25 protein-coding genes are annotated in these 26249 nt (G+C 40.6%); 5 read left to right on the forward strand and 20 right to left on the reverse strand.

Going from position 1 to position 26249, the window contains the following annotated elements:
- Positions 1–42: 42 nt before the first annotated feature.
- From ACIQXV_RS03170 to ACIQXV_RS03180, 3 genes are all read right to left on the reverse strand, one after another.
- Positions 43–978, reverse strand: coding sequence for a dipeptidase (locus ACIQXV_RS03170; protein ID WP_402955925.1), 936 nt, complete (start codon positions 976–978; stop codon positions 43–45).
- A gap of 78 nt (positions 979–1056) precedes the next feature.
- A complete protein-coding gene (locus tag ACIQXV_RS03175; RefSeq protein WP_402955927.1) occupies positions 1057–1512 on the reverse strand; it encodes an SRPBCC family protein in 456 nt (151 codons plus the stop codon).
- 72 nt (positions 1513–1584) lie between these two features.
- Entirely contained in the window at positions 1585–2904 is a 1320-nt protein-coding gene (locus tag ACIQXV_RS03180) for a purine/pyrimidine permease (protein ID WP_402955929.1), read from the reverse strand.
- A 280-nt stretch (positions 2905–3184) separates the two neighbouring features.
- Between ACIQXV_RS03180 and liaG the strand changes: the two genes are divergently transcribed.
- The 3 genes from liaG (at position 3185) to ACIQXV_RS03195 (ending at position 6519) form a co-directional block, all read left to right on the forward strand.
- Positions 3185–4060 (forward strand): LiaG family protein, encoded by an 876-nt coding sequence (gene liaG, locus ACIQXV_RS03185; protein WP_402955931.1) that lies wholly within the window; start codon positions 3185–3187, stop codon positions 4058–4060.
- Between the two features lie 461 nt (positions 4061–4521).
- Complete coding sequence (locus ACIQXV_RS03190) at positions 4522–4911, forward strand: YuzC family spore coat inner layer protein (RefSeq protein ID WP_402955933.1); 390 nt, start codon at positions 4522–4524, stop codon at positions 4909–4911.
- 252 nt (positions 4912–5163) lie between these two features.
- Complete coding sequence (locus tag ACIQXV_RS03195) at positions 5164–6519, forward strand: MATE family efflux transporter (protein WP_402955935.1); 1356 nt, start codon at positions 5164–5166, stop codon at positions 6517–6519.
- 19 nt (positions 6520–6538) lie between these two features.
- On the opposite strand, the gene ACIQXV_RS03200 is transcribed toward ACIQXV_RS03195, so the two are convergent.
- Complete coding sequence (locus tag ACIQXV_RS03200) at positions 6539–8776, reverse strand: EAL domain-containing protein (RefSeq protein ID WP_402955937.1); 2238 nt, start codon at positions 8774–8776, stop codon at positions 6539–6541.
- A 339-nt stretch (positions 8777–9115) separates the two neighbouring features.
- On the opposite strand from ACIQXV_RS03200, the gene ACIQXV_RS03205 reads away from it, so the two are divergent.
- Positions 9116–9631, forward strand: a complete 516-nt coding sequence (locus ACIQXV_RS03205; RefSeq protein WP_402955939.1) for a DoxX family membrane protein — start codon at positions 9116–9118, stop codon at positions 9629–9631.
- A gap of 264 nt (positions 9632–9895) precedes the next feature.
- Here the strand turns inward: ACIQXV_RS03205 and ACIQXV_RS03210 are convergent, their stop codons facing one another.
- From ACIQXV_RS03210 to ACIQXV_RS03235, 6 genes are all read right to left on the reverse strand, one after another.
- Entirely contained in the window at positions 9896–11566 is a 1671-nt protein-coding gene (locus tag ACIQXV_RS03210) for a glycoside hydrolase family 13 protein (protein WP_402955941.1), read from the reverse strand.
- Between the two features lie 27 nt (positions 11567–11593).
- Positions 11594–12562 carry a sugar phosphate isomerase/epimerase family protein gene (locus ACIQXV_RS03215; RefSeq protein ID WP_402955943.1) on the reverse strand — a complete coding sequence of 323 codons (969 nt, stop codon included), beginning with the start codon at positions 12560–12562 and terminating at the stop codon, positions 11594–11596.
- Positions 12559–13578 carry a Gfo/Idh/MocA family protein gene (locus tag ACIQXV_RS03220; protein ID WP_402955945.1) on the reverse strand — a complete coding sequence of 340 codons (1020 nt, stop codon included), beginning with the start codon at positions 13576–13578 and terminating at the stop codon, positions 12559–12561. The genes ACIQXV_RS03215 and ACIQXV_RS03220 overlap by 4 nt, the downstream gene beginning before the upstream one ends.
- Entirely contained in the window at positions 13575–14609 is a 1035-nt protein-coding gene (locus ACIQXV_RS03225; protein ID WP_402955947.1) for a Gfo/Idh/MocA family protein, read from the reverse strand. Before ACIQXV_RS03225 ends, ACIQXV_RS03220 begins: the two co-directional genes overlap by 4 nt.
- A 2-nt stretch (positions 14610–14611) precedes the next feature.
- A complete protein-coding gene (locus ACIQXV_RS03230) occupies positions 14612–15337 on the reverse strand; it encodes a ThuA domain-containing protein (protein ID WP_402956316.1) in 726 nt (241 codons plus the stop codon).
- A gap of 110 nt (positions 15338–15447) precedes the next feature.
- On the reverse strand, positions 15448–16206 hold the full coding sequence (locus tag ACIQXV_RS03235; protein ID WP_402955949.1) for a sugar phosphate isomerase/epimerase family protein: 759 nt from the start codon (positions 16204–16206) through the stop codon (positions 15448–15450).
- Positions 16207–16330: 124 nt separating this feature from the next.
- Here ACIQXV_RS03235 and ACIQXV_RS03240 point away from each other — a divergent pair, with 124 nt between their 5' ends.
- Positions 16331–17104 carry a helix-turn-helix domain-containing protein gene (locus ACIQXV_RS03240; RefSeq protein ID WP_402955951.1) on the forward strand — a complete coding sequence of 258 codons (774 nt, stop codon included), beginning with the start codon at positions 16331–16333 and terminating at the stop codon, positions 17102–17104.
- 295 nt (positions 17105–17399) lie between these two features.
- Here the strand turns inward: ACIQXV_RS03240 and araB are convergent, their stop codons facing one another.
- From araB to ACIQXV_RS03290, 10 genes are read right to left on the reverse strand one after another with little or no spacing between them, the layout of a single operon-like run.
- A complete protein-coding gene (gene araB / locus ACIQXV_RS03245) occupies positions 17400–19067 on the reverse strand; it encodes a ribulokinase (protein WP_402955953.1) in 1668 nt (555 codons plus the stop codon).
- 55 nt (positions 19068–19122) lie between these two features.
- Positions 19123–19734 carry a KpsF/GutQ family sugar-phosphate isomerase gene (locus tag ACIQXV_RS03250; RefSeq protein ID WP_402955955.1) on the reverse strand — a complete coding sequence of 204 codons (612 nt, stop codon included), beginning with the start codon at positions 19732–19734 and terminating at the stop codon, positions 19123–19125.
- Between the two features lie 38 nt (positions 19735–19772).
- Positions 19773–20453, reverse strand: a complete 681-nt coding sequence (locus ACIQXV_RS03255) for a fructose-6-phosphate aldolase (protein ID WP_402955957.1) — start codon at positions 20451–20453, stop codon at positions 19773–19775.
- A gap of 49 nt (positions 20454–20502) precedes the next feature.
- On the reverse strand, positions 20503–21177 hold the full coding sequence (gene alsE, locus ACIQXV_RS03260) for a D-allulose 6-phosphate 3-epimerase (protein ID WP_402955959.1): 675 nt from the start codon (positions 21175–21177) through the stop codon (positions 20503–20505).
- Positions 21178–21234: 57 nt separating this feature from the next.
- Entirely contained in the window at positions 21235–21795 is a 561-nt protein-coding gene (hxlB, locus tag ACIQXV_RS03265) for a 6-phospho-3-hexuloisomerase (RefSeq protein ID WP_402956318.1), read from the reverse strand.
- Between the two features lie 40 nt (positions 21796–21835).
- Positions 21836–22459 carry a 3-hexulose-6-phosphate synthase gene (hxlA, locus tag ACIQXV_RS03270; RefSeq protein ID WP_402955961.1) on the reverse strand — a complete coding sequence of 208 codons (624 nt, stop codon included), beginning with the start codon at positions 22457–22459 and terminating at the stop codon, positions 21836–21838.
- A gap of 10 nt (positions 22460–22469) precedes the next feature.
- Positions 22470–23141 (reverse strand): ribulose-phosphate 3-epimerase, encoded by a 672-nt coding sequence (gene rpe, locus ACIQXV_RS03275; RefSeq protein WP_402955963.1) that lies wholly within the window; start codon positions 23139–23141, stop codon positions 22470–22472.
- 43 nt (positions 23142–23184) lie between these two features.
- Positions 23185–24132: a ribokinase gene (locus tag ACIQXV_RS03280; protein ID WP_402955965.1), complete on the reverse strand. Its 948-nt coding sequence runs from the start codon at positions 24130–24132 to the stop codon at positions 23185–23187.
- Positions 24133–24148: 16 nt separating this feature from the next.
- On the reverse strand, positions 24149–25198 hold the full coding sequence (locus ACIQXV_RS03285) for an ABC transporter permease (protein ID WP_402955967.1): 1050 nt from the start codon (positions 25196–25198) through the stop codon (positions 24149–24151).
- A gap of 1 nt (position 25199) precedes the next feature.
- Complete coding sequence (locus ACIQXV_RS03290) at positions 25200–26237, reverse strand: ABC transporter permease (protein WP_402955968.1); 1038 nt, start codon at positions 26235–26237, stop codon at positions 25200–25202.
- Positions 26238–26249: the final 12 nt, after the last annotated feature.

The following is a 26249-nucleotide window of genomic DNA, read 5'->3' on the forward strand; positions in this document are numbered from 1 at the left end:
CTTTAAATTGTTTTTCATTTTGACAACCTCTAACATCGAACCTCAGCGTCCGAACCCAGGCCGATGGTTCAGGAAGTTTTCGAAGGCAAATCCCCTTACTTCTTCCTCTTTATAATGCTTTAACAGTTCATTTATGAGATTTTGGCTCATAGAGGCATCTTCTAAATTCGTGACAAAGGTCGAGATTCCATCGAAATCCGATCCAAAGCCAATTTGTTTCACACCGCCTAATGAGCAGAAATGATCAATATGCCTAACAAGGTCTGAAATCGTAGCCTCGCCAGCTTCCTTTATAAACGGTGGATGATAAACAACATGAATCAGACCATCTCGAGCAAACATCGCCTTGGCCTGTTCGTCCGTCAGGTTACGAGGATGATTACAAAGTGCCCTTGCGTTTGAGTGACTCGCAATCGGATATTTGGCTAATTCAATGACCTCCCAAATCCCCTTATCGCTCAAATGCGATACATCGGTCAGGATTTGATGCTCGTTATTAAACGCAACTATCTCTTTCCCAAATAACGTCAATCCTCCGCCGCGTGGTTCGCCAGCACCGTCTGCTGCAAGATTTGCCGGGTTCCAGGTCAGACCTACGGAGCGAACCCCCAGCTGATAAAGAATATGGAGCTTCGCTAGATCGTTGCCGATGGCATCCACACCTTCCAGAGTTACCATGGCACCTATCTGGCCAATTTTTAAACGGTCAAAATCAGACCAATCCTTTATATGAACCATATCAGGATTTTTTCCAAGCACTTCTTTGTAAAAATAATCAATTTGCTCGAGGGCAACCTGAAATTTCTGATCCCCCTTAATAATGGGTTCAATAAAAATCGCAAAGCATTGTACCTTTATCTTGCCTTGATGCAGCCGGGTTTTATTTGTATGTAATTCCGGCGAATCCACAAACCTTAATGCCCCATTTGCTTCTTGGAGTTTCATCAAGGCGTCACAATGAAGGTCGATGATATTCATGTTCCCCACCCCCCCCCCCCTTTTTTAAAAATTTTACCACAATAAAGAGAGCTGGGTAAAAAATTCCCAGCCCTCACATTAGTGTTGTTCCGCCATTTCTTTTACCCTCGGCAGCACTTTATCCCAAATCTCAGCACTTGCATCTCTGTACTTTTTACCATCCGTCATCACAGAGAAATCCCCTTGTAAAATGTGAAGCGTCGTCTTTCTATTATCCTCAGACATTTTAAAGGTGATGCCATCCTCTTCCGTTACCGGCGGTCTTTCCAGGCTCCGAACGTCAAATACGGTAAAGCGAAGTAATTTGTTTTGCTCTACAGCCGTGACATTCCCTTCGACGATCACAGTCCCGTCCTGTCCTTTCCAAAGTACAGGACTTCCAAGTTCCCACGTGGATTCAAGGTGAAACTGCGGTCCGCCGCTTGAGAACTCCAGTGCCCACTGGCGATTATACTCACTGATTGTCAGGACATCCCACACCTTTGAAGCCAGTGCATTGATTTCAATCGTTTTATCTACAAAAAGTTTTGACATATGTATTCTCCCACCTATTATAAGATAAGCTATTTCCATTATATCCTAGGGGAAATCATTTCAACAATTTAATTAATTGTTATTTGTACTATCTGAACCTTTCTTTTCCCGAAAAAGCACATGTTCGAGTAATAAACAAAAAATCAGTCCAACAAGCAATCCATTGGCGACAATATTGCGTAGCCATGGTGCAACACTTTCAAAGCTTTGAGGAGGCATAAACATCATGCCAATTCCGACCATTAACGGGAGGCCAATGACAAGTAAATTTCGTGAAGATGGCTCCTGCCCCATTAGATCGCGAATTCCAAAGCCCATCATTTGCGAAAAAGGAATAAACAAGGAAGCATATGCAACCTCTAATGGAAGGGTGGATAAAAATTCAGCGATATAGGGGAGAAATCCTGCAGCCATAATGATGACCGCCCCAATAATCAACGGACGCATTTTTTTAATTCCTGTTGTCGTAATAAATCCCGCCGAAACGGACAAAGGAACAACACCGACCACTGAAAAGATACCGGAAACGAACAAGTTGACCCCGTTACCGAAAATCCCCTTTGAATATTGATTTGGTTTTACTTCTTTTTCTAAAGCAATGCCCACAACTAAAATGCTAGCAATAACGTTCGATATTAACACCACAGAGGTAATAATTGATGTCAACACAATTCCTACATCAAATTTAGGCGAACCCCAATTTAATAATTGGGGTAGCGTAAACCAGCTTGTCGGCTCATGAGCCTTTTCGAGATGAATTAACCCGAAAAAATGAAACAGTGACCAGCCGACAACAATCCCAATGAGCGGTCCCATGCTCTTCCATATTCCATTAGCTTTTAAGGAAATAAGTAAGATCATGACAATTTCAATCAGGCAAATCAACACAATTTTCCCATCTAACTGGCCAGTAGCAGAAATTCCAAGAATGCTTTTAAAAAATGAGCCGCTCAGCTGAGCGACAAGGAGTATCAAATATACACCAGTCACAATCGGGGTAAATAATAGGAGTATGTTTTCAATAATCGGTAAAAATCCTAAAATGGCTAAAAATATACCGGCGATGATAAGGCCCATTTCTAATTGCTGCAGTAAAAGTCCCTGCTCTCCCGGAGCACTCATCGTGCCAAGCAGAATAAAGATTGCCCACCACATTCCTGCGGCACCTTCGACAACAGGCAGGCGGTGACCAATGAATAATTGAATTAAGGTTGCGGCACCAGATACAAATAACATCCGCTGCATGAAGGTTGAAATCTCTGCCGGCGACATATGAAAAGCCGCTCCAACTACAACAGGCACGGCGATGACATTTGTAAGCATAAAGACAGCCCACTGGAGGCCTTGCACCCCTGACAGTAATCCGTTTTCCCTATTAGTTATGTCATTCATAAAAAACACCTACTTTTCGTAACACGCTATATTGTGCAGGTTGATACCGTTAAATTAATGTCATTAATCTTCCCTTAAATGGATATATGACATTACTAAGAATACCACGATTTCTTTTAAGAGAAGGAGAAAAATCTTTCGGATACCGAGAAAGCGTGAGGTCTATTATTTAAATACACCTTAAGTCTTAGATAAAAATAAATCTCCGGTACATGGAGGAAAGATGGAGGATTTCCTATGATATATATAGAAGGAGTACGAAAGAAAAGGGGATGTAAAAATGAAGAGAATATTGGTACTGTTATTGGTGATTGCCGGCTTATATATAGCGTTTAATCAGGCCTATCGCTTCGATCTATTTGGTACGGATAGTGAAGGGAATAAAGACGGTCAAGCGGCCATTTCAAATGATATCAAGGTAATTAAAGTCGATGTTTCGAGTGTCAGTACAACGATTATTCCCGAGGATCGGTCCAATTTAAAGGCAGTTTATAACGGGAAGCAAATATTAAAGGTTACGGAAAATGGAGGTACCGTGGAAGTTTCCGTAAAAAGCAAGGGCTTTAATTGGTTCGACTGGACACCATTTTCGGAAAAATCCAAGCTAAAAATCTACATTCCTGTGGATTATGACCGAAATATGACTATTGATTTAGGCTCAGGGAATTTGAATTTTTCCGGTAAGTCTAAAGAAAAGCCAATGAAATTAGATGAGTTAACCCTTGATATTGGTTCTGGGAACATGGATTTCAGAAATCTGATCGTTAAACGCTGGGTGCAGGACATCGGTTCTGGAAATGTTAAAATCGACTCGTTAAAAACGGAAACAGGTACATTTGACCTTAGTTCCGGTAACCTTGATATCAAACACTATATTGGTGCGATTGAGGCAGATGTTTCGTCGGGAGAGTTAAATATACAAATGGATAAATTAGCAGATTCAGTTAAAATTGATGTGAGCTCAGGGAATGTGGGGCTGGATTTACCTGATAACGCTGATTTTACGCTTAATAGTGATGTTAGCAGCGGCAATATTTCTTGTGATTTTCCATTGACCGCAAAAGAGCTAAAAAAGCACAGTATAGAGGGCAAACATGGCTCTGGTAAGTATAATATTGACCTTGATGTATCCAGCGGTAATATCCGTATTCATTAATATAAGAAAAGCGCAAGTGCCCTGGTCAGCGGCGTATGGCCTGGAGCGCTCCAACTGAGATAAAGGAAACACGAAGAGCCGGAGGTGATTCGATGTTGACTTATCGTAGGGCGGAGAGCGAAGGACACTAGCCGCTAGGGTGCTGGAGCTGGACAATTCTCAAAGTCGAAATTTATACTTTCTTATCTTGAACAAAAGCCATGGATTTTCAAAATCCATGCGCTTTCTTTATTAATCTAAGCTGCTTCGCCCCCCATGCCACTTGCCATTTGCCAAATGGCCCACTCTTGATTTTATTGCCCCATGACCGATATAGACCCTTGCTTCACTAATAAAAGCGAACAATCCTGTTCCTACAGATTTGTATCACGTTTCTGTTCAAAATTCTAGGGAACCAAAAATCCCAAAATCTCATACCGTATATTGCCTTGTGTTTTTTCATATTGGAAGGAGAATAAAGCATGTTCTACAGCCCTTTTCATTATCCGGTTATTCCACCGGTGTCCCCCTATCCACCATATATGATAAACTACCCCATTCCCCGTACGTATCCCGCAGTGGATACTAAAATATTTGCAGGTTCGGTTAAGTCATTTCGCCTATTAATGGAGCAAGGAAGTATCCTACTAGACCGTTTAGATGATGTTGCTTTTTCAAAAAAAATGATGAGTGCCGCCCAACAGGGGAAAAATGCCGAAGTCGATCAATTAATTAAAAGTATTGGCCTAAAAGTCCCGGTAGTAACCAAGTTTACCCCCACCGGTGTAAATTTCATCCTGACAACACAAACAACCCAGCAACAACCAACAAATTGCTGTACCTTAACAGTAGCGATGAAGTGGGGGCAGTAAAACGATTGCCCACATGGTCACCACCGTACTAAATTAGATAATAGATAATACCTGCTGACTTTGATAATTTAATGAAGTCAGCAGGTATTTTTTATTTAAATTCTTACTGCGACTTGATCTGAGTATGATATGTTAAAGCGGTAGTTCACAGAAACATCTTTTTAAAACTTACAACCCTATTTTTACTAGCCGGTTAGGTGTACAATGGAAAGATATTTTAATAAGTTAATAGGACAAAGGAGTATTTACGCTTTGGAGGAACAATCAAATAAATATCAGGAACAATCGTTATTCAGCATTTCTTGGCCGCTCTTTATTGAGCTGGCCCTCCATATGGGAATGGGCATCATGGCAACGTTTATGTTAAGCCATTATTCGGATGCCGCAGCAGCCGGAGTAGGCGTAGCAAACCAGCTATTGAATATTTTTATTTTAGTCTTTACGGTTACATCGATTGGAGCAACCGTTTTGATTAGTCAAAGCCTTGGAGCCGGTCGCTTAAAACAGGCAAGACGGCTGTCACGTTCCGTGTTTGGGCTGAATTTTTGGTTTGGCATCGTGGTGGCGGTGTTCGTATTCCTCTTCGGAGAACAGCTTTTACGTTTATTCGACATTCATGGAAAAGTTTTTGATTACGGGCTTATATTTGTTCGGATTTGTGGAATTTCTCTCTTTTTTGAGTCTATTTCCCTCGCATTAAGTGCCGTCCTGCGCAGTCATGGGTATACGAAGGAATCGATGGTTGTAACCGTGGTCATGGATTTCATCAGTATCGCCGGAAATATCATCGCCATTTCGGGGATTTTTGGCTTACCGATTACAGGCGTAACAGGGGTTTCGTGGGCGATTGTTATTGCACGGGCCTATGCGGTTTGTGCATTAATCTACCTAGTGTATAACAGACTTTCTTTAAAACTGGCTATCAGTGATATTTTTAAAGCAAAAAAGGAAGATATCAAGGGGTTGCTGGAAATTGGAATTCCATCAGCGGGTGAAAATCTTTCCTATCAACTCTCCCAGCTGATTATTACGAGCTTTGTAGTTTCCATGGGTACGGCATCCCTTGCTGCCCGTGTGTATATATTAAATATTAATATGCTCTGTTTTTTATTCACTCTAGCGATTGCCCAAGGGACGCAGCTCCTTGTGGCGCGTGACATTGGCGGCAGACAGTATAATCGTGCACTCAAACGTGGCATCCGTACACTGAAAATTTCCATGATTGCCTCGCTGATGACGTCGCTAATGATCGCCCTCACTGGCTCACCTATCCTGGAGATGTTCACAAAAGATCCAAGTATTATCGCTGTCAGTCTGCCAGTATTATGGGCGATTGTATTTGTTGAACCCGGCAGGGCCATGAATATCGTCTTGATGAGTTCTCTCAAGTCCGCTGGTGATGTCCGCTTTCCGGTCATTATTGGCATGATATCGATGTGGGGCATTGCCGTTTCTCTTAGCTATCTGTTGGGGATTCATTATGGTTTAGGATTGTTAGGCATATGGCTTGCTCAAGGGGCTGATGAATGGCTGCGTGGCTGCTTCGCCTTAAGAAGATGGCTTATGAAACCATGGGAAAAGGTAAGGAAAATGCGTGTATCTGTATGATAAAGAAGTGGTATCCAAATTAATTCCGGATACCACTTTTTCTATTTCTATTAAAAAGATATTCTTCCATTTGACCTGCTGGTATAGGCTTGCTAAAAAGGTTCCCTTGACCAATCTTACACTCATTTTTCTTTAAAAAGGAAAGTTGTTCATCTGCCTCAATGCCCTCAGCAATGACGGTAAAATTCATATTCAACCCCATATCAATAATTGTTTTAACCATCACACCTTGGTTTGAATGGTACAGAATATCATCGACAAAGGATTTATCAATTTTAATTTTATCAATTGGAAGATGCTTCAAATAACTTAACGAGGAGTAGCCTGTTCCAAAATCATCGATGGAAAGCAGCACACCGCGGTTTTTAAGTTTATTTAAAATAATAGTGGAATTCTCTAAGTTTTGCATAATACTTTCTGTAATTTCCAATTCTAATTGATTCGCTTCAATCCCCACTTCATCCAAAACGGTTGAAATATATTCTACAAGATGATCATCCTCAAATTGGCGGACAGAAACATTGACGGCAATGGGAACATCACAAAGACCGGCACTTTCCCATGCTTTCCTTTGATTACAAGCCTCCCACAACACCCATTTTCCAATTGGAACAATTAGTCCGGTTTCTTCTGCCAATGGAATGAAATCGGAAGGGGCAATAAACCCATGATGCGGATGCTGCCAGCGAATTAAAGCCTCTATTCCTACTAATTCCCCTGTTACCAAGGACACCTGGGGCTGATAATGAAGCGTCAATTGATTTTTTTCCAGTGCCTTTCTTAAGCCGTTTTCCAGTTCCATTTTTCTAATCGATATGCCATTTAGATTTGAGGAATAGAAACGGAAATTATTTTTCCCACGTTCTTTGGCTTGATACATTGCCGTATCCGCATTTTTTATTAACGATTCCTCATCTCTTCCATCAGTCGGATAGAGGCTAATTCCAATACTTGGAGTAACAAAAAATTCTTGATGATTCACTTCCAAAGGCTTAGAAAATTCATATAGAATTCGCTGGGCTATTAAAGTGGCTCTTTCTTTATCCACATCTTCTAGTAAAATAATAAATTCATCCCCGCCCTGCCTTGAAACAAACCCTTCATTTTGTATGGCCATTTCTAACCTGTTCGCTACCCTTTGGAGAATCGTATCCCCAACGGTATGGCCCTTTGTATCATTAATAATTTTAAAGCGATCTAAATCTAAAAATAAAACAGCCAGCATTTTATTTTCTTGTTGTCGATTTAACACTTTGTTAAGATGATCCCTAAAGTTATTGCGATTGGGCAAACCTGTCAATGAATCGTGATAGGCCATATATTGGATTGTTTTCTCGGTAATCTTTCGTTCTGTGATATCCCTGCCAACCACTTGCACAGCAAACCTGCCTTCATAAAAGATGGGAGCAGAAGCCATTTCCACATCAATTGTTTCTCCATTCAGTTGTTTTACCTGAAACTCGAGTCTTGTTCTTTTTTCGCCATGTTTGGCTTCCTTTATTTTAAATGCCTCAACAATTTCTGCAGGTACAAATTTCAACGGAGATAGTCCAATTAACTCTTCCGGATGGCTAGCCCCGACTAACTTCCAGCCAGCTTCATTAATATAATCAATTTTATCTTGGCTGACGACAGCAATAATGTCGGGGGACATTTCTACTAAACTACGATACCGATCTTCACTTTCTTTACGGTCGGTTATATCAAACAAAACACTATTAAAATCGACAAAATTCCCGTTACTATCGAGCGTTGGAAAACCCCTGTCCTGGATCCAACGAACTTCACCATCAGGACGCACAATCCGATACTCACTCGTTACTGTCTCGCCTCTGGCTAATTTCTTCTCTCTATCATCTAAAAGATGCACATCATCTGGATAAATTACCTTTTTCCATAGATCGAGATCCTGATAAAAATCGATATAAGAATAGCCATACAATTTTTCAATTCCTGGCGTAATTAATAGCGTACCAGACCTTAAATCATGCGACCAGATGGCTACATCCAGTGTATCAAATATATTTTTCAATTTCAGTTTGCTTTGCCTGAGTTCTTCGTCACTTTTCCTCAATCCTTTAATCGTTGCAATCAGAAAAGGCAAGGCACCAATTAGAATGATAAAGGTAGCATATTTAATGAACTTACTAGTGGGGACAAGACTAGAAGTTACAAAACCTAGCAACTCCGTAATGACGATTAGACTAAAAATGAGTATCCAATAACGTGGATCGTATATTTTTTTGGGATTCCCCATGTTTGTTTTCTCCCTTGTTCTATGCATTTTGTTGATTAATACAATCTATAACTTTAAAATACCAAAATTAGTCTAATTTCACAATTGAAGGTTTTGCCAGATGCATACCTTTTCATAACCTTCATGACTTTTGCTTTGTTTAGTGAGAGAAAGCAGTTGATTATTGGTTTATTTCCTTTTGCGGATACCAAAAAATATGGTCATTTTGAGCTGTTCATTCATTTGTCAAAACATTTTGAACAAACTTTGAACTTATCACTATTGTCATGTTTTTTATCTGAAAATCTAATATATTGGAAGTAGAAAGAAACAAATAATAAACGAAAGGCGGAATGATTTATGTTTAACAAATTTTTGAGAGAGAATAAAATCTCTGCCGTCCTCTTAACTGTCATACGTTTATATCTCGGATATTCTTGGTTCACAGCAGGGCTGCACAAAATAACAGGAGGATTTGACGCATCCGGATTTTTAAAAGGTGTTACAGCTAACCCGGTTAAAGGGCCAGATGGTGCTGTTGTTTACGGCTGGTATGTAGAATTCTTAAAAGCCTTTGCCTTACCAAATGTTGATATTTTCAACTTCATTGTCCCTTGGGGTGAATTATTAATAGGCTTAGGATTACTCTTAGGCTGCTTAACCACCGCTGCCATGTTCTTTGGCCTAGTAATGAACTTTAGCTTCTTCCTAGCAGGTACCGTATCTCACAACCCAACAGACATCTTTCTTGGTTTTATCATCTTAACTGCCGGCTATAACGCAGGACGAATCGGTTTAGACAGATGGGTGGTTCCTTTCGTAAGAAAAATAAGCAAAAAAGGGATTGGCAAAGAAAAGACAAAAGTCACAGCATAAACTAGCCACTTAGAAAAGCGGAAGGCGCCCGCCAATCGGCGTATGGACTGGAGCGCTTCGACTGAGATAAAGGAAACACGGAGAGCTCAAGCGTCCGATGTTGACTTATCGTAGGGAGAAGAGCGAAGTACACTAGCCGATGGCGCCTGGAGCTGGACAATTCTCAGAGTCAAAATTTATACTTTCTTATATCAACAAAAAGACGATTCGGGAGCCCGGATCGTCTTTTTTCTATATAAAAAAGGGGCAAATGCGCCCCATGTTTTACTTCAATAAATATACCCTTGTTTCATACGGTTTAAGAGAAAATTCCCTCCGTAATTTATGTCTAGCCACTTCATAATTGTGAAGAACAAGTTCAGAAGTGGAGTAGGAAACACTGGACGGTACTTTAAACCTAGTTTCTTTTTCACTGAAATTATTAATCACAATTGCCTTACGGCTGCCTAATCTACGTGTGTAAGCAAACAATCTAGGATGGTTAGCTAACAGTAATTCATATTCGCCATAAACAAACAATGGATTGTCTTTACGTAAGCGAATTAATTTTTTATAAAAAGATAATATCGAGTCAGGATCGTTCACTTGTTTCTCAACGTTGATTTCAGTAAAGTTTGGATTTATTCCCAGCCATGTTTGATCTGCAGTGGTAAATCCACCCTTGTTGCTGGCGTCCCATTGCATCGGAGTACGGGCATTGTCACGGCATTGTTTCCAAATAATTTCCATGATTTCTTCGTGAGGACGACCCTTTTCCGTTTCAACCTTGTAATAGTTGACCATTCCAACATCATTATAATCTTCAATAGATGGGAATTGAACATTCGTCATCCCGATTTCCTGGCCTTGATAGATAAATGGCGTCCCCTTCATGAGGAAGTATAAGGCGCCCAGCATTTTGGCACTTTCCTTCCAATATTTCTTGTCATCACCCCAGCTTGAAACCCGGCGTGGCTGGTCATGGTTTTCAATGAATAACGCGTTCCATCCCATACCTTCCAGACCTTTTTGCCATTTGGTTAAATTCTTTTTTAACGCGCGTACGTTGACACGGCCCTCTGTATCTTTGTCCCAAAGTCCTAAAAACTCAAATTGAAAAATCATATTGAAATATCCATTCTCTTCACCAACCCATCGGTCGGCATCATCAAGACCAACACCGTTTGCCTCACCGACGGTCATTACATCGTATTTCTTGATGGTTTTTTCTGAAAGTTCCTTTAACCACTCATCAATTCCATCCACATTCATCATTTTTGGAAAACAAGGAACGTAATCTAATTTGTCCGGGTTAGGCATATCTGGGAATCCTGGTTCCTTTTTAATATGGGAAATTGCATCAACGCGGAACCCATCGATGCCTTTATCCAGCCACCAATTTACCATGTTGTGCAGTGCATCTCGAACATCAGGATTTTCCCAATTTAAATCAGGCTGGCGGGCAGAAAAGATGTGCATGAAATATTGATCTGTTTCTTGATCATATTTCCATGCCGGGCCGCTGAAAATCGATTCCCAGTTATTTGGTTCCTTTCCCTCTTTACCGTCTCTCCAAATGTACCAATCCCTCTTTGGATTATCTATTGAAGTGCGGGATTCAATAAACCATGGATGTTCATCGCTTGTATGATTGATAACCAAATCTAAGATCAATTTCATACCACGCTGGTGAACGCCTTCAAGGAGCTCATCAAAATCAGCCATTGTTCCGAATTCATCCATAATATCCTGATAATCGGAAATATCATAGCCATTATCATCGTTCGGTGATTTGAACATTGGCGACAACCAAATGACATCGATGCCCAGCTCTTTTAAGTAATCTAATTTGGACGTTACCCCTTTTAAATCGCCAATCCCGTCCCCATTGCTATCCATGAAGCTGCGGGGATAGACTTGATAGGCGACACTTTCTTTCCACCATTTTTTACTCATGATGCACCTCATTTTAAAAATTTCCGATTAGACCCACCACATTTGCGAAACTGGTTCTTCAATTAATACCGATTTTAAATTCACAATGGCACGATTAAAGCCTTCATTAATCGACATGATTGGATCCTCATGCTCGATGCTGACGACATAATCATAACCGAACGTACGAAGAGCACTCATCATGTCGGACCATTCTTTTAAACTATGTCCGCAGCCAACAGAACGGAAGGACCATGCACGCGTGCGAACCTCCCCGTACGGCTGCATATCAGTCAAACCGTACATATTTACATTTTCCTGATCAATGTATGTGTCCTTAGCATGGAAATGATGAATTGCATTTTCTTTTGCTAAGATCTTAATGGCAGCAACCGGGTCAATCCCCTGCCACCACATATGGCTTGGATCTAAGTTAGCACCAATGGCATCACAAGTTTCCGCACGTAATTTTAATAACGTATATGGTGTGTGAACTAAAAATCCTCCATGAAGCTCAAGACCAATCTTCACATTATGATCCTTAGCAAATTGGCCAACCTCTTTCCAGTATGGGATCAGCTTTTCTTCCCACTGCCACTGTAAAACAGAGCCATATTCATTCGGCCATGGAGTAACGGGCCAGTTAGGATATTTCGCCCCTTCATGATCACCTGCTGTACCTGAAAAACAATTGACAACGGGTACACCCAGTAAAGAGGCCAATTTAATTGTTTTTAAAAGAGTATCATGGGACTGCTTTGCAAATTCCTTTTCCGGAGAAATTGGATTCCCGTGGCAGCTGAAAGCACTGATCATCAGGCCGCGTTCTTCGACCTTTTGAATATACTCGCGGCGTGCCTCATCACTTTCTAATAACGCATCTAAATCACAATGGTTGTTTCCCGGATAGCAGCCGGTTCCGATTTCAACCGCATGAAGTCCAGCCTCTTTTACAGTATCCAACATCTCTTCGAATGACTTTTCCGCAAACAATACAGTAAAAACGCCTAGTTTCATAATGAACTCCTCCCATTTTCGTATATCCGATCAATAATTTGTGATACTTGAAGTGCCTCCTCAGGCTTTACAATCAGTTCATCTATTCCAAGACAGGCATCGATAAAATTCTTCGCCTGGGGCAAATCTGGATGATCCTCACCCGGAATCCATGCAGCCTTACTATTTAACAACATTCCGTTCTTTGTCGTATACAGTTCAAATGGGAACACGTTTATACCGCCGTCCACACCTGAAATACTGACATTTGCCACATCATCTTTAATATTCGCGGCCCAAGATGTTTCAAACAACATCGAAGCGCCATTTTCAAATTTCACATAAGCGGTCACATGGTCATCGACATTAAAGGTTTCATGATCAAATGTGCCCCATTGGTTTACTTGGTCCGGCATTCTGCTTAATGTATTATACGTAGTGCCTGACACCGCGATTTCCTTCGGGTTCCCCATCAGCCAAAGTGCTAAATCAAGAAGATGGCAGCCAAAGTCAATCAGGCTGCCGCCGCCTTGAAGGTCTTTATTGGTAAAAACACCCCAGCCAGGTACTTTACGACGTCTTAATGCTTGGACTCTGGCAACAAGCGGTGTCCCCACATCACTCATCGCCTTTTTAGCTGCCTGTGCTTCCTTCATGAAACGGTAATGGTAAGCAATCGCCAGTACTTTTCCCGCTTTTTGGGAAGCGGCAATCATCGCCTCGCTCTCATTTGCACTTAGAGCCATTGGCTTTTCACACAGAACGTGGACTCCTGCCTTAAAGGCAGCAATCGTAATTTCTGCATGAAATTTATTCGGTGTACAAATACAAACTGCATCCACTTTCGAAAAAAGCTCACTGTAATCCTCAAAAACATAGGAGATGCTATGCTTTTCCGCGATCTCTTTTGCTCGTTTGATATTTACATCACTTAAGGCTGTTATTTCACAACTATCACTTAATTGAAGAAAAGCTGGGATATGGCGGCCCTGCGCGATGCCGCCAACACCAATTATTCCGATACGAAGTTTTTTCATCGTTCGTTCACTCTAACAATTTGTTTAGTTTCATTTGACTCAAGCGCTGCTAAAATAACCTCTAATGATTTCATACCTTCCTCACCAGGAACAGGTGGCTCCTCATTAAGTAGAACACAATCGACAAACTTTTCAATCACATGAGTGTTATTTTGACCGCCTTCATCATTGGACTGGATTTTTCCAAGCTCATACTTAACCACTTCTCCATTTGCATATTGAGCGACGAGTGAGTGGGTTGGGTCATCCTCTAATCGAAGAATAGCTTTTTCTCCATAAATAATCGTTGAATTATCTTCCTTACTTACATAAGCCCAGCTTGCAGCGAGAGTTCCAATGATGCCGCTTTCTGTTTTTAATACACAAACCGCATTGTCATCAACCGTTGCGAAGTCCTTCGCGCTCGTTTCTACAAAGGAGCCAACTTCGACGATTTCTTCTCCTAATACATATCGCAGTAAGTCTGTTTTATGAACACCTAAATCGCCCATCGCCCCAACAAATGCCTTTTCTTTTTGGAAAAACCAGCCCTCTTTTCCTTCCACACTCCAGCCTTCCGGGCCGCCATGACCAAAAGCAGTACGGAAGCTGTAAATTTTGCCGATATCGCCGCTGGCAATTAACTGGCGTGCCTTTTGATGCGAGGGTACAAATCGCTGATTATGGGCGATCATTAACTTTTTCCCGCTTGCTTTCGCTGTAGCAATCATTGCCTCTGCTTCTGGCTTCGATGTGGCCATTGGTTTTTCACAAAGTACATGTATGCCTGCTTCTAATGCCGCAATCGAGATTGGTGCATGAAGATAGTTTGGTGTACAAACGCTGACCGCATCCACTGTGCCGCTAGTTAATAGCTCTTCATAGCTAGTGTAGGCAACGGCTCCAAATTTTTCGGCTACTTCCTTTGCACGCTCTTCATTGATATCACAAACCGCAACGATCTCTACATTTTTATTTGCTTTATATTCAGGTAAATGACGGTGCTGGGCAATACTGCCGCATCCAATTACCCCAACTCTTAATTTATCCATGTTTATTTTCCCCCTTTAATTTCCTCTAAAGGCTTGGCATTTCCATAGACGGGGCGTTCCCGTTTCACTGGCTGTGCCCATTTCACCGCATTGATAATGACGCGCTGAATTTGTTTATTATGATAGGTTGGATAGGTTTCATGACCAGGACGGAAGTAAAATACTTTTCCATTGCCGCGTTTATATGTGCAACCGCTGCGGAATACTTCGCCGCCTTCAAACCAGCTTGTAAAAATCAACTCATCAGGCTGGGGAATATCAAAATGCTCTCCGTACATTTCTTCTTTTTCCAATTCAATATATTCAGAGATTCCTTCTGTAATCGGGTGGCTTGGGCTGACAACCCATAGGCGCTCTTTTTCATCTGCTTCACGCCACTTCAAATCACAACTCGTTCCCATTAATGTTTTAAAAATTTTGGAGAAATGACCGGAGTGAAGAACAATCAGCCCCATGCCATCAAGGACACGCTGCTGTACCTTTTGAACAATCTCATCTTTCACTTCACCGTGAGCGAGGTGACCCCACCAAACCAATACATCCGTATTAGCTAATACTTCATCCGTTAAGCCATGCTCTGGTTCATCAAGTGTAGCCGTTCCTGCTTCGAATCCTTCAGTCTTAAGAAAATCAGCAATGGCACCATGGATTCCGTTGGGATAAGTATCTCTTACAACTGGATTTTTTTGTTCGTGACGGTTTTCATTCCATACGGTTACTTTTAACATCATTAACACTCCTTTTTGATCGTTCACTTTATCTATTATTTTAGAGAATAGAATTATTATTGAAACTGCTTACATTGACAGGTAGGGTGGAAAATATTGAACTAGATAGATTACATAATTCCAATCTTTTTTAAGTAATTCCTACTGATTTCAATGCTTTCAAACGGGGAACGACGGGTTAGATCTTGCTCAACTATCCACCACTGGACACCGGCTTTTCCCCCGATATTTAGAATTGCTTCAATATCAACTCCGCCTGTTCCAAGCTCTGCAAAAAATTGTTCGGCATCTTTCGTCATATCTTTTAAATGAATTAGCGGGGTTCTGTTTTGATATCGATTCACCCACTCCACCGGATTTTGGCCCGCTTTTGTCAGCCAATACACATCCAGCTCCGCCTTTACATTTTCTCTATTGGTGTCATCAAAAATAGTTTCAAGTGCCATTCTGTCATCTGATAAGCGTTCCAGTTCAAAATCATGATTATGATAGCACAGGGTAATCCCTTCACTTCGACACGTTTCACCAGCTTGATCCAAAAACGAAATAAGTTTTTTATAATCCTCTTCATTACGATGATCGGGCAATAAGTATGGACAGACAATGTACTTACTTCCTAATACTTTCTGGTCTTCAATGACCCCACCCAAATTGTTTTCCAACTCATTAAGCGGTACATGGCTTGCCGCTGCTTGAAGTCCAAATTCCTCCAATAACGCCTTTACGTCTTTTGCTGTCAACCCTCCATAGCCAGCAAATTCAACGCCATCGAAGCCCAGTTCCGCCACTTTTTTCAAGGTGCCGACAAAATCTTGCTCGCATTCTTGTCGCAATGTATACATTTGTACAGCTACTGGTATGTTTGACATCCTTAGCTACCACTCCTTTGAACATCACTTATTTGATTACATCCTACAATATTTATAGATAATCAAACATAGATGATATAATTAAAACATCTACTATTTTGCTATTATTTCAGAAGGTGAACATATGACAACGAATATATATTATTGCGGCTATTCTTATCACACAACGGGATACCACTCCCAACATAAATCCGGATACCCCTCCTACTTATTCCGTCTCCAAACAGAGGGGCTTTGTGAGGTAGTGGTGAAAGGAAGAAAAATAGAGATAAGAAAAGGAGACCTTCTGCTCATCAAACCAGGGGATCACTATGAATTACTAGTTAAAGAGGGACAAATCAGCGGGGACTATCACTTAGTGTGTGAAGGCGCTTGGATTGACCAATGGTGGAGCCGTTCCACCAAGCCAGATGTCTCCCGAATTGAACTGGACGAAAAGCTGTTAACCTTATGGCGCTATATCATGATTGAAAAACGCCGTCCGGAATCAAGCCAAAACGAGGAACTAGCAGGCTATTTGCTGAGAGCTCTCTGTTTATCGCTTGAACGGGCTGTCGAAGAGACCGTCCCTTCTTTCCCGTATCCGGTAACAAGGATGATGCGGTACATTGAAGAACATGCTACCACTGCATTTAAAGTTGAGGAGGTTGCTAGGCATGCCGGTCTAAGTATCTCCCGGTCTGTTCATTTATTCAAAAAAAGTGTCGGGAAAACAATGATGGAATATGCACAGGAAATTCGGCTGGCGGCAGCTGTCGAGCGGATGAAATATACTACCATGACACTGGAGCAGATTGCTGTGGATTGCGGATTTGGAAGCTACCCTTATTTTCATAAGGTATTTAAAAAGAAGTATGGGATATCCCCTGGTGCATACAGAAGTTTAGAAAGATTATAGACCATAATTCGCTTATGCCGATAAGTTGACCGATGAAGAAACAAAGTATTTAGGATAGCGAGAATCTGTATTTCATTTAACCAATTGTCAACCTTTCGACTTTTCCAAAGTAATGATGGGGAGTATTGCAAGACGAGGTAACATAAACGAAACTAGCTCCTTACTCGTAAAAACGCAGGTTAATTTGGTTACACTGTTACTGAAAAGATAAACCAAATCAGAGCTTCATTACGAAAGGAGCTAGTTATTATAAAGGATACCTTTAATATGAAGGTTTTGACGTGTATCCATCCACCTATTGGTGTTCTTTTCTTATTGCCTTTAATCGCTTCATGATATCTTTTGAATATTTCCCAAAGTAGTCATATAACGTAGAATATTCACTGTACAAACGATCATATATTTCTACATTTTCAGGAATTGGATAGTAAACTTTATCATCCAATTTTCCCATTACTTTTCCTGCTTCAAAGACATCGTCATAACCACCTAATACTGAACCAGCCGCAACTGCACCAAATATGGCACTAGCTAGAGCAGGAGCTTGGGATGATCCACCAACTTTCACCGGCATATCAATTACATCAGCATAGATTTGCATCATTAAGGAGTTCTTCCGGGCGATTCCACCAGCAGCAAAAAATTCATTTACTGGTACACCATTATCCCTAAAAGTTTCAATTATTTTCCTCGTTCCATATGCAGCTGATTCAATTAATGCGCGATAAATTTCTTCCGGCTTTGTTTTGAGTGTCAGTCCTACAATCAACCCAGTTAAATCAACATCTACCAAAGTGGAACGGTTGCCATTCCACCAGTCCAACGCTATTAATCCATTTTCACCGGCACGTAACTGCTGTGCTTTTTTTGTCAAATAGTCATGTATACCCATTCCTTCATGTTCCGCAAGTTTAGTATACTCTGCACTTACGCAGTTATCGACAAACCAGCCAAACGTATCGCCAACACAATTTTGACCGGCTTCATATCCAAAAAATCCTGGGACTATACCATCTTCTACCACTCCACAAATACCCGGTACGGACTCCTCTTCCTCGCTAAGGATTAAATGACAACTGGAGGTACCAATGATATTAAGCATTTTACCTGGGCCATCAATTTTCAGTGCCGGGAAGCATACATGGGCATCGGCATGGCCAACGGCTACTGCGGTGCCGGCACGTAATCCAGTCATGTCAGCTGCCCTCCCGGTGATTTCCCCTGCTTTTTCTCCAATCGGAGTAATAGAAGTATGAAGCTTTTCTTCCACAACATTTTCTAAACGCGGATCGAGTTCCTTAAAGAATTCCGGCTGTGGATAGCCATCTTGTTTATGCCAAATTGCCTTATATCCTGCCGTACAGGCGTTACGTGTATTGTTACCTGTTAGCTGCCAAACCGCCCAGTCTGCTGCTTCAATAAAATAATCCGCTTCCTTATAGATGTGTGGTGCCTCATTTAAAATTTGCCATACCTTCGGAAATAACCATTCAGAGGAAATTTTACCTCCATAGCGATTAAGCCATTTCTGCTGATTCATGTTCAAGGCGATCTCATTTAATTTATCTGCCTTATCCTGAGCTGCATGGTGTTTCCATAGTTTCACATACGCATGTGGTTCATCTTTATATTCATCCAAAAAGCAAAGTGGTGTTCCATCTGATTTAATAGGAATGATTGTGCATGCTGTAAAATCAATACCTATTCCGATTATATCGTCAGGAGCCACACTGGCTTCTTGTATAACCATTGGTATCGTCGTCGAAAGTACATCCAGGTAGTCTTGCGGATGCTGTAAGGCCCAATCCGAAGGAAGTTTCTTTCCACTTGGTAAAGAATACTCCATAACCGCATGCTTATATTCTAATGTACTAGTCGCCAATTCTTCTCCTGTGTTCACATCAACAAGAATGGCACGCCCAGATAATGTACCAAAATCAATTCCTATCGTATATTTTGACATGTATCACACCTCCAAACTAAACTTCTCCGTTACTGTTAAATTTTTTGAATGTCTACTATAGCTTTTCATTCTTTCCCTTCAACGTATTTCCAACCTTTCCACCTGGATGAATGACAGCAAATTCTTCTTTGGTAAAGCCTCTAAATCTAGTGATAGCAATACAAATGGCATCAAAAACGGAAATCGTTGCTAAAATACTAGACGTAGCCAGCATATTAAAATCATCGGGTTCTTTACTAACTTTTACTTTTAATAATGCATCAGCCTCGCGTGCGATATATGAATCTTCTGATTCGGTAATAGCAATGATTGTTGCCCCTTTTACCTTGCAGCTGGGAATGATATTATTAATTTCCCCAGTTTCACCACCTTTAGAGAATACAACCACGATATCCTGATTTTGCACTACTCCTAACCCGCCATGAACTGCATCTGAAGGCGATAAAAACAGTGCAGGGCATTCTATGCAACTGAGGGTATGTGCGATCTTTTTAGCCGCTGCTGCAGAAGTTCCACAACCGGTTGTAATAATTTTCCCTTTACAATCCATTATTAGTTCAACAACTTTATTAACTTGTTCTTCATCCAAGTTACCTTTAATTTCTTCAATTGCTGCTGATTCTTTACTAAGTGTATCATTAACTGAATCTATGATTCTTGAAAACATTGGTAATCACTCACCTTTCGTCTGATATCAGATGATATTTACAGATCTTGTAAAGTTACCCCATTCCCATAAACATCCTCCCAATCACGTTTAAAATTACTTACCGCATCTTCAATAGCCGGCATTTTAAGCGAATGATGAAGCAAACTAGGGTCAACGGTTGCACAATGTGCACCACTCTCAAACGCCCGCATTACTTGCCCAATATTCTTAAAACTAGCTGCTAATATCTTTGTTTCCATATTATATTCTTTGATTAGGGTACTAAAATGGTTAATAACGGAAGTTGAGTTAATGTTAATATTCTCCATTCTATTGAAATATGGAGCTATGTAATCTGATCCGGCCATGATGGCAAAATCACCTTGAGCCATGGTGTATATCGCAGTTGCTGTAATTTTTAGTTGCTCCCTTTTGAGAATCCGTATCGCTTTTAGACCTTCCTCATTAACAGGGATTTTAATGTAAATATCCTTACCGAGCTTTTCCGCTATTGTGTATGCTTCCTTCACCATTTCCTCACTTGTATCAGTTGTCACCTGGACATGTAAGGAACTAGTAGTTCCGATGATGTTTCTGATTTTCTTCAGATGAGTAAATACGTCTAAGCGTTCTTCCTTTTTAAGGATACTTGGATTCGTAGTTACGCCTTTAATTGGGAAAATTTTCGAATAATATTCAATCTCATTTAAATTTGCAGTGTCAAACATTAATTCCATTTGAAATCCTCCTTTTCCAACTACTTTTGCTCTTTCATTCTGAAGATTCCTATTTTGTCACTTCATAGAAATTTTCATAAGCCTGATTACATGCTTTCAATAAATCGTCATCCAAATTGAACAATCCAGAGGAGCCAAGGACAAAAACATCTGCTCCAGCATCTTTTAACCTTTTAAATGTTTTTTTATTAACAGCACCGTCTACCTGAATTTTATAGGTATATCCGTTCTCTTCTCTTAATCTTGCTGCGGCTTTTATCTTATTGAGCATTTCATTGATAAATGGCTGCCCAGCAAATCCAGGATCGACGGTTAGAATAGTTAATAACTCAACCCGTCCTAAGTAGGTTTCCACAAAACTTATTGGCGTTGCCGGATTTAACACAACACCCACTTTACAGCCTTCACTTTCTATCATGTTGAAAATGCGAAAGGCATCATTACTTATAGTTTCCACATGTGGTGAAATATAGGTTGCTCCTGCCCTAGCACAAGGTTGAATCCAGTGTTCAGGATTAGTCGTTGCTAAATGAGCATCCATCGGCTTCATTGTTACTTTAGAAAATGCTTGGATAAGATCGGGTGACAAAGAAAGGTTTTTGCTGTAATGACCGTCAATGATATCAATATGAAAATACTCTACAAATTCATTTAATATTTCTATCTGTTCCTTCACATGTAAAAAATCCATACACATGAGTGAAGCTGAAAATTGTGGTTTCATTTTCTTACTCCTTCCCAAAAACAAATTAATAAGGATGATAAATAAAATAGATTAAGATTATTCGAGATTCGCATGGCATTGCCATAAATCGTCTAGTACAATTTGTTTATCTTCTAAAATCATTGCGGCAGTGATATCGCCAAAAAGTAAAAGCGATTGCTCAAACAAAGAGGTCATCGGCTGCTTGGATTGAACTTCATCTGAATGTTTTAGTTTACTCGCCACAGGGATCCTTAGGAAAAAATCTGTATATTCTTTCATACTCCCCTCTGGGTTGCTGCCAATATGAATGACCGCTGCCCCAATTTTCTTTGCTTTCTTGGCAATTTCTAAAGGGATTAAGGTATTCCCGCTGCCGGAACCAACGACTAAAATATCTTTGGCTGTGATAGCGGGCTCTGTTATATCCCCAACAACGACTGAATGAATACCAATATGGGCATACCGCTTACAAATCGCTTTTAACGAGAGTAATACCCGGCCCACGCCAATAAAGAAAACTTTTTCTGCTTTTTCAATCATCGTTATATACTGGACAACGCCTTCAGAATCTATTGATTTTAGTGCTTGCATACATTCATTAAGGGCAATCTCCCTTTTTTCTTCGTACATCTGCACATTTACCAAACAAGACCCCTCCTAGTATTCTAATAAAAGATTAACCTAACAATTGTTTGATCGTTTTCGCACTTTCTTTTCGATCTTCTTGACCAGTAATCCCGTTACCTACAATCACAATTTCAGGTTGAAACGGGACAACCTTATCGACGGAATGAATCGTAATCCCTCCCGCAATCGCGCTATGCTGTGATCCCACCGTCCTTTGAACTCTTGATAAGGAATCGAAAGGACTTTGTGTGTCTTGTACATCGAAGGCAGTATGGACACAAATATAACCAACGCCTAGTTCTAGCAATTCTTTCGCTCTTTCTTCTACATTCTGTACGCACATCATATCAGCGAGTATTTTTCCGTTACTATTTTTAGCGGCCTTGACAGCACCTTTAATGGTTTCATCATGAGTGATTCCCATAACGGTTACGATGTGTGCACCAGCCTTAAAGGCTATTTCCGCTTCAAATTCACCTGCATCCATAATTTTCGTATCCGCTAATACTGATTTAGCGGGGATCTCCTTTGAAATGACCCTTACAGGTTCCATTCCATAATCAATGATCATCGGGGTTCCAATTTCTATCACGTCAATATACTCTGCTACATCATGAAGAATCGCCAAAGCTTCTTTTGTATCACACGTATCTAATGCAAGTTGTAATTTCATCGCAACCCTCTCATGAATAGATGATTTCCCTAAATTTATGACAGTTTTCGATAATCGAAGATTCCTTGTGAAAAATGCTTGAGGATCCTCCGACGTAAATATTTGCTCCTTTTTCATGCATAAGCTTGGCATTTTCAAAGCTCACATTCCCATCAACTTCGATTAAAATGTGTTGATAACCGCTTTCGTCTAACATATTTCGCAGTCTAGCAATCTTATCTAGTGTGCTAGGAATTAGTTTCTGTCCGGCAAATCCTGGATCAACCGTCATAATCAAAACCATATCCAAATCAGGTAACAAATCTTCAATTACTCCAATAGGTGTCCCTGGATTTAACGCAATACCAACCTTTGCACCTATATCCTTTATCATTCCCAGTGCTCGATGCACATGCGGTGTTGCTTCATAATGAATACAAATGATATCTTCCGGGCTGCAATTCGTAAGATAATGAAAGCTGTTCTCAGGATTATTGATCATTAAATGAATATCTAACGGAATCGAAGTAACTTTCCTAAGTTCATTGATAAAATCAAAACTAAGCGTAATATTAGGAACAAAGTGGTTATCCATAATATCTACATGGAGATAATCTACTTTTGCTTTTTCCAATATGCGCAGATCATGCTCAATGTTCATTAAATCGATGCACATTAAAGATGGTGCCATCTTCCTTTCCATACCAATACCTCCAGGATATTTTTCGAAAAATAACCATTTTCAATTAATTCAATTTAGCACTTCTTTTATTTGCTTGTAAAAATTCCTCAACTTCTCCCGCATTAGGTATGGAGCTTTGGGCTCCATTGCGGGAGACGCAAATGGCTGCTGCAGCCTGGGCAAATTGAATACCCGTTTCCATTGGATAACCCTGACATAGTTTGATCGCTAATGACGCATTAAACGTGTCGCCTGCTCCTGTAGAATCAACGGCATCCACTTTGAACGGGGCATACATCTTTCCCTCTGTGCCATCGTATACATAGGCCCCCCGGCTTCCCATCTTTAAAATGACAAACGTTGGAGTGACCCTCTCATAAAGCTGCTGAGCTGCTTGAAGCGCTTGTTCTTCACTATCAATCGATATCCCTGTCAAGGCTTCCGTTTCTGCCTCATTTGGTGAAATAATATAAATCCCTTTTAAGCGTTCCAACGGAATATTCATCGCAGGACCAGCATCTAAGAATACTGGAATGTTGTTCTCTTTAGCAATTTCATATGTTCGATAAACGGTTTCTAAAGGCATTTCTAATTGCATCAACACCATATCATAGTCCTTTGCAGCAATTGCCTTCATCACATCCTCTGCACTCAAGTGATTATTTGCCCCAAGCACCGTTAAAGAAAAGTATTTGCCTTCGTCGTCGACCATAATAGGGGCAATTCCCGTTTGCGCCTCTTGATCAGTGAAAACAAAAGTGGTATCAATGCCCACACTACTTAATTCCGTTTCAATCGTATGCCCATTGTGATCATCACCAATTCTGCCTACCATGCTTACGCTTGCACCTTGTAACGCCGCGGCATAGGCTTGATTAGCCCCTTTCCCACCTGTTGCATAGGTATAACGGCCGCAAGCAATGGATTCCCCAAATTTAGGAATTTTCGGAACACCATAAACGATCAAATCCATGTTAATACTTCCAACGACAAGAATCTTCGTTTGTTTCATACCGGTCACCACACCCCTATTGACTCATTCTGATTAACTTTGCTTCTTTCTTCTTATCCAAAACAAAGTTGACAATTAAAATGGCAATCAACGCAATACCAAAAATCATATCTCTATAGAAATTGCTGATTTGCGGGAACATATTTAAATAGGAAGAAATCAGTTGGACAATGACTGTAGCTAGAAAAATACCGTAAATCTTTCCTTTCCCTCCGTCGGGATTCACTCCCCCTAACACAGCAATCAAAATGGTCAGCATGACAAAACTGGAACCGAAGTCTGCCTTTGCTGAATTTATTCTTGCCAAACTTAATAATCCGGCAGTTGCTCCTAATACCCCTGACAGCATATACGCTTTAACGATAATGTTATCATTCTTGATTCCGGCAAACTTAGCTGCTTTCCTATTGGTTCCTAATAAATAGACGCGCGTTCCGAATTTGGTTTTGGCGATCACATAGGCCACAACGATGACAGCTAAAATATAAATAACAAATGATAGAGGGAAAATTCCAAATACGAGCGTTGACCCTAACAGAGTAAATGGTCTTGGCAAACCACTGACAATCCCTCCTTTAGTAATAACAATGGCAATCCCCATATATAATTGCATCGTTCCCAATGTCGCTAACATCGCTGGTATACGAAGACGGGCGATTAAGAATCCATTTAATGCTCCACATAGAATGCCCGTTAGGATGCCCAGCAAAATCGCCAGTGTGATAAACAGAACCTGTTCAGGCCCAGTTGCCATCAATGCGAACTTTTGCATAAACATTCCCGATATGATGGCACTGAGATTCGCGATATACACAACAGATAGATCAATCCCTCCTGCAATCATCGCGATACTTACGCCGATGGCCATCAACCCATATTCAACCAGCTGTTTTTCCATTGATAGAAAGTTAGCTAACGATAGAAAACTGGCAGGTTTCGTCACACTAGCAATCACAAAAATAGCAAGCATAATCGTTACTAATCTCAAAATATTTCCATCCAAACCATTAAGCTTAAATTGTTCTCTTTTTTTCAGATAAGGTGTTCTGTTTAATTCACTGTTCATGTTAAGCTACCCCCATCTTCTTCCGCCTTGTACCTTTGAGACCCTTTAGGTTATATACCTGAATGACTGAAACGGCTGTACCAATAATAATAATTGCCCCAATGATAAATTTTTGCCAATAAATCGGTACACCAATAAGAATTAAACTATTCGTTACAATCGTCAGCAATAACGTCCCTAAAACACAACCTGTCAGTGTTCCCACACCACCCATTAATCGGGTACCGCCAAGGATCACCGCAGCAATAACAATCATTTCTTTCCCGGCAAACTCAGTTGGTAAAAAATACGTCGATTCAACGGAATAGCAGACACCTGCAATCGCTGCAAGTCCACCGCTAATCGTAAACACACCGAACCGGGTTCGCTTCACATTAAATCCGGCTCTTTCTGCTGATGTTGCATCCCCGCCCACGGCAAATACACCGCGGCCTGCCATCGTATAGTTTAGAATGAGATACGTAATCAGGTACAATCCAACAGCAATAAGAAACGTTACTGGAAGTGATGATCCTAAACCAGTTTTTGCATTTGTAACGGTAATGAGCGATTGTTGTCCAAATTCAATCATCGAGCTGGGAAGTTTAATCCGGCCGGCTTCAAAAACACCTAATAAAATGCCACTAAATATGGATGTAGTCCCTAATGTGACGATCAAACTTGGAAAATTATATTTTGCGATAATAAAGCCGTTAATGGCACCCATCAATAAGCCAAAAAAGATAGCTACCAGGAATACCACAACGATTGGACCGCTATAACCCGTTTGAAAAACAAACTCAGTGGCTAAGTATCCACTCAATGCAGCAATTAAAGGAAATGAGACATCCGGGCCCGTACTAATAAAGCCAAGATAAGCACAAATCGCATAAATTAATGGAACAGTCATGGAACGCAAGAGATCGACGATATTATTATTTGAAAAGAAAAGGCCCGATTTAGCCTGGATCATCATGCTCAGCAAAATAATAATGAGGAAAACATAGAATTCCGGTCTTGTGGCAGTTTTTTTCAGGTTCTTGCTGGAAAATACACTCATGATTCACACCCC

Origin of the sequence: Neobacillus sp. NPDC097160, from assembly GCF_044762155.1 — a bacterium.
In the GTDB taxonomy this organism is placed as follows: Bacteria; Bacillota; Bacilli; order Bacillales; family Cytobacillaceae; genus Neobacillus.

Coding starts and splice junctions, on each gene's coding strand:
- ACIQXV_RS03190 (WP_402955933.1), top strand. CDS start 4,522: ATGTTCTACAGCCCTTTTCATTATCCGGTTATTCCACCGGTGTCCCCC.
- ACIQXV_RS03250 (WP_402955955.1), bottom strand. CDS start 19,734: ATGTTTTCAAGAATCATAGATTCAGTTAATGATACACTTAGTAAAGAA.
- ACIQXV_RS03290 (WP_402955968.1), bottom strand. CDS start 26,237: ATGAGTGTATTTTCCAGCAAGAACCTGAAAAAAACTGCCACAAGACCG.
- alsE (WP_402955959.1), bottom strand. CDS start 21,177: ATGAAACCACAATTTTCAGCTTCACTCATGTGTATGGATTTTTTACAT.
- ACIQXV_RS03230 (WP_402956316.1), bottom strand. CDS start 15,337: ATGTTAAAAGTAACCGTATGGAATGAAAACCGTCACGAACAAAAAAAT.
- ACIQXV_RS03205 (WP_402955939.1), top strand. CDS start 9,116: ATGTTTAACAAATTTTTGAGAGAGAATAAAATCTCTGCCGTCCTCTTA.
- ACIQXV_RS03180 (WP_402955929.1), bottom strand. CDS start 2,904: ATGAATGACATAACTAATAGGGAAAACGGATTACTGTCAGGGGTGCAA.
- liaG (WP_402955931.1), top strand. CDS start 3,185: ATGAAGAGAATATTGGTACTGTTATTGGTGATTGCCGGCTTATATATA.
- ACIQXV_RS03175 (WP_402955927.1), bottom strand. CDS start 1,512: ATGTCAAAACTTTTTGTAGATAAAACGATTGAAATCAATGCACTGGCT.
- ACIQXV_RS03285 (WP_402955967.1), bottom strand. CDS start 25,198: ATGAACAGTGAATTAAACAGAACACCTTATCTGAAAAAAAGAGAACAA.
- ACIQXV_RS03215 (WP_402955943.1), bottom strand. CDS start 12,562: ATGAAACTAGGCGTTTTTACTGTATTGTTTGCGGAAAAGTCATTCGAA.
- hxlA (WP_402955961.1), bottom strand. CDS start 22,459: ATGAAATTACAACTTGCATTAGATACGTGTGATACAAAAGAAGCTTTG.
- ACIQXV_RS03240 (WP_402955951.1), top strand. CDS start 16,331: ATGACAACGAATATATATTATTGCGGCTATTCTTATCACACAACGGGA.
- rpe (WP_402955963.1), bottom strand. CDS start 23,141: ATGGAAAGGAAGATGGCACCATCTTTAATGTGCATCGATTTAATGAAC.
- ACIQXV_RS03210 (WP_402955941.1), bottom strand. CDS start 11,566: ATGAGTAAAAAATGGTGGAAAGAAAGTGTCGCCTATCAAGTCTATCCC.
- ACIQXV_RS03200 (WP_402955937.1), bottom strand. CDS start 8,776: ATGGGGAATCCCAAAAAAATATACGATCCACGTTATTGGATACTCATT.
- ACIQXV_RS03225 (WP_402955947.1), bottom strand. CDS start 14,609: ATGGATAAATTAAGAGTTGGGGTAATTGGATGCGGCAGTATTGCCCAG.
- ACIQXV_RS03255 (WP_402955957.1), bottom strand. CDS start 20,453: ATGGAATTAATGTTTGACACTGCAAATTTAAATGAGATTGAATATTAT.
- ACIQXV_RS03235 (WP_402955949.1), bottom strand. CDS start 16,206: ATGTCAAACATACCAGTAGCTGTACAAATGTATACATTGCGACAAGAA.
- ACIQXV_RS03280 (WP_402955965.1), bottom strand. CDS start 24,132: ATGAAACAAACGAAGATTCTTGTCGTTGGAAGTATTAACATGGATTTG.
- ACIQXV_RS03220 (WP_402955945.1), bottom strand. CDS start 13,578: ATGAAAAAACTTCGTATCGGAATAATTGGTGTTGGCGGCATCGCGCAG.
- ACIQXV_RS03170 (WP_402955925.1), bottom strand. CDS start 978: ATGAATATCATCGACCTTCATTGTGACGCCTTGATGAAACTCCAAGAA.
- araB (WP_402955953.1), bottom strand. CDS start 19,067: ATGTCAAAATATACGATAGGAATTGATTTTGGTACATTATCTGGGCGT.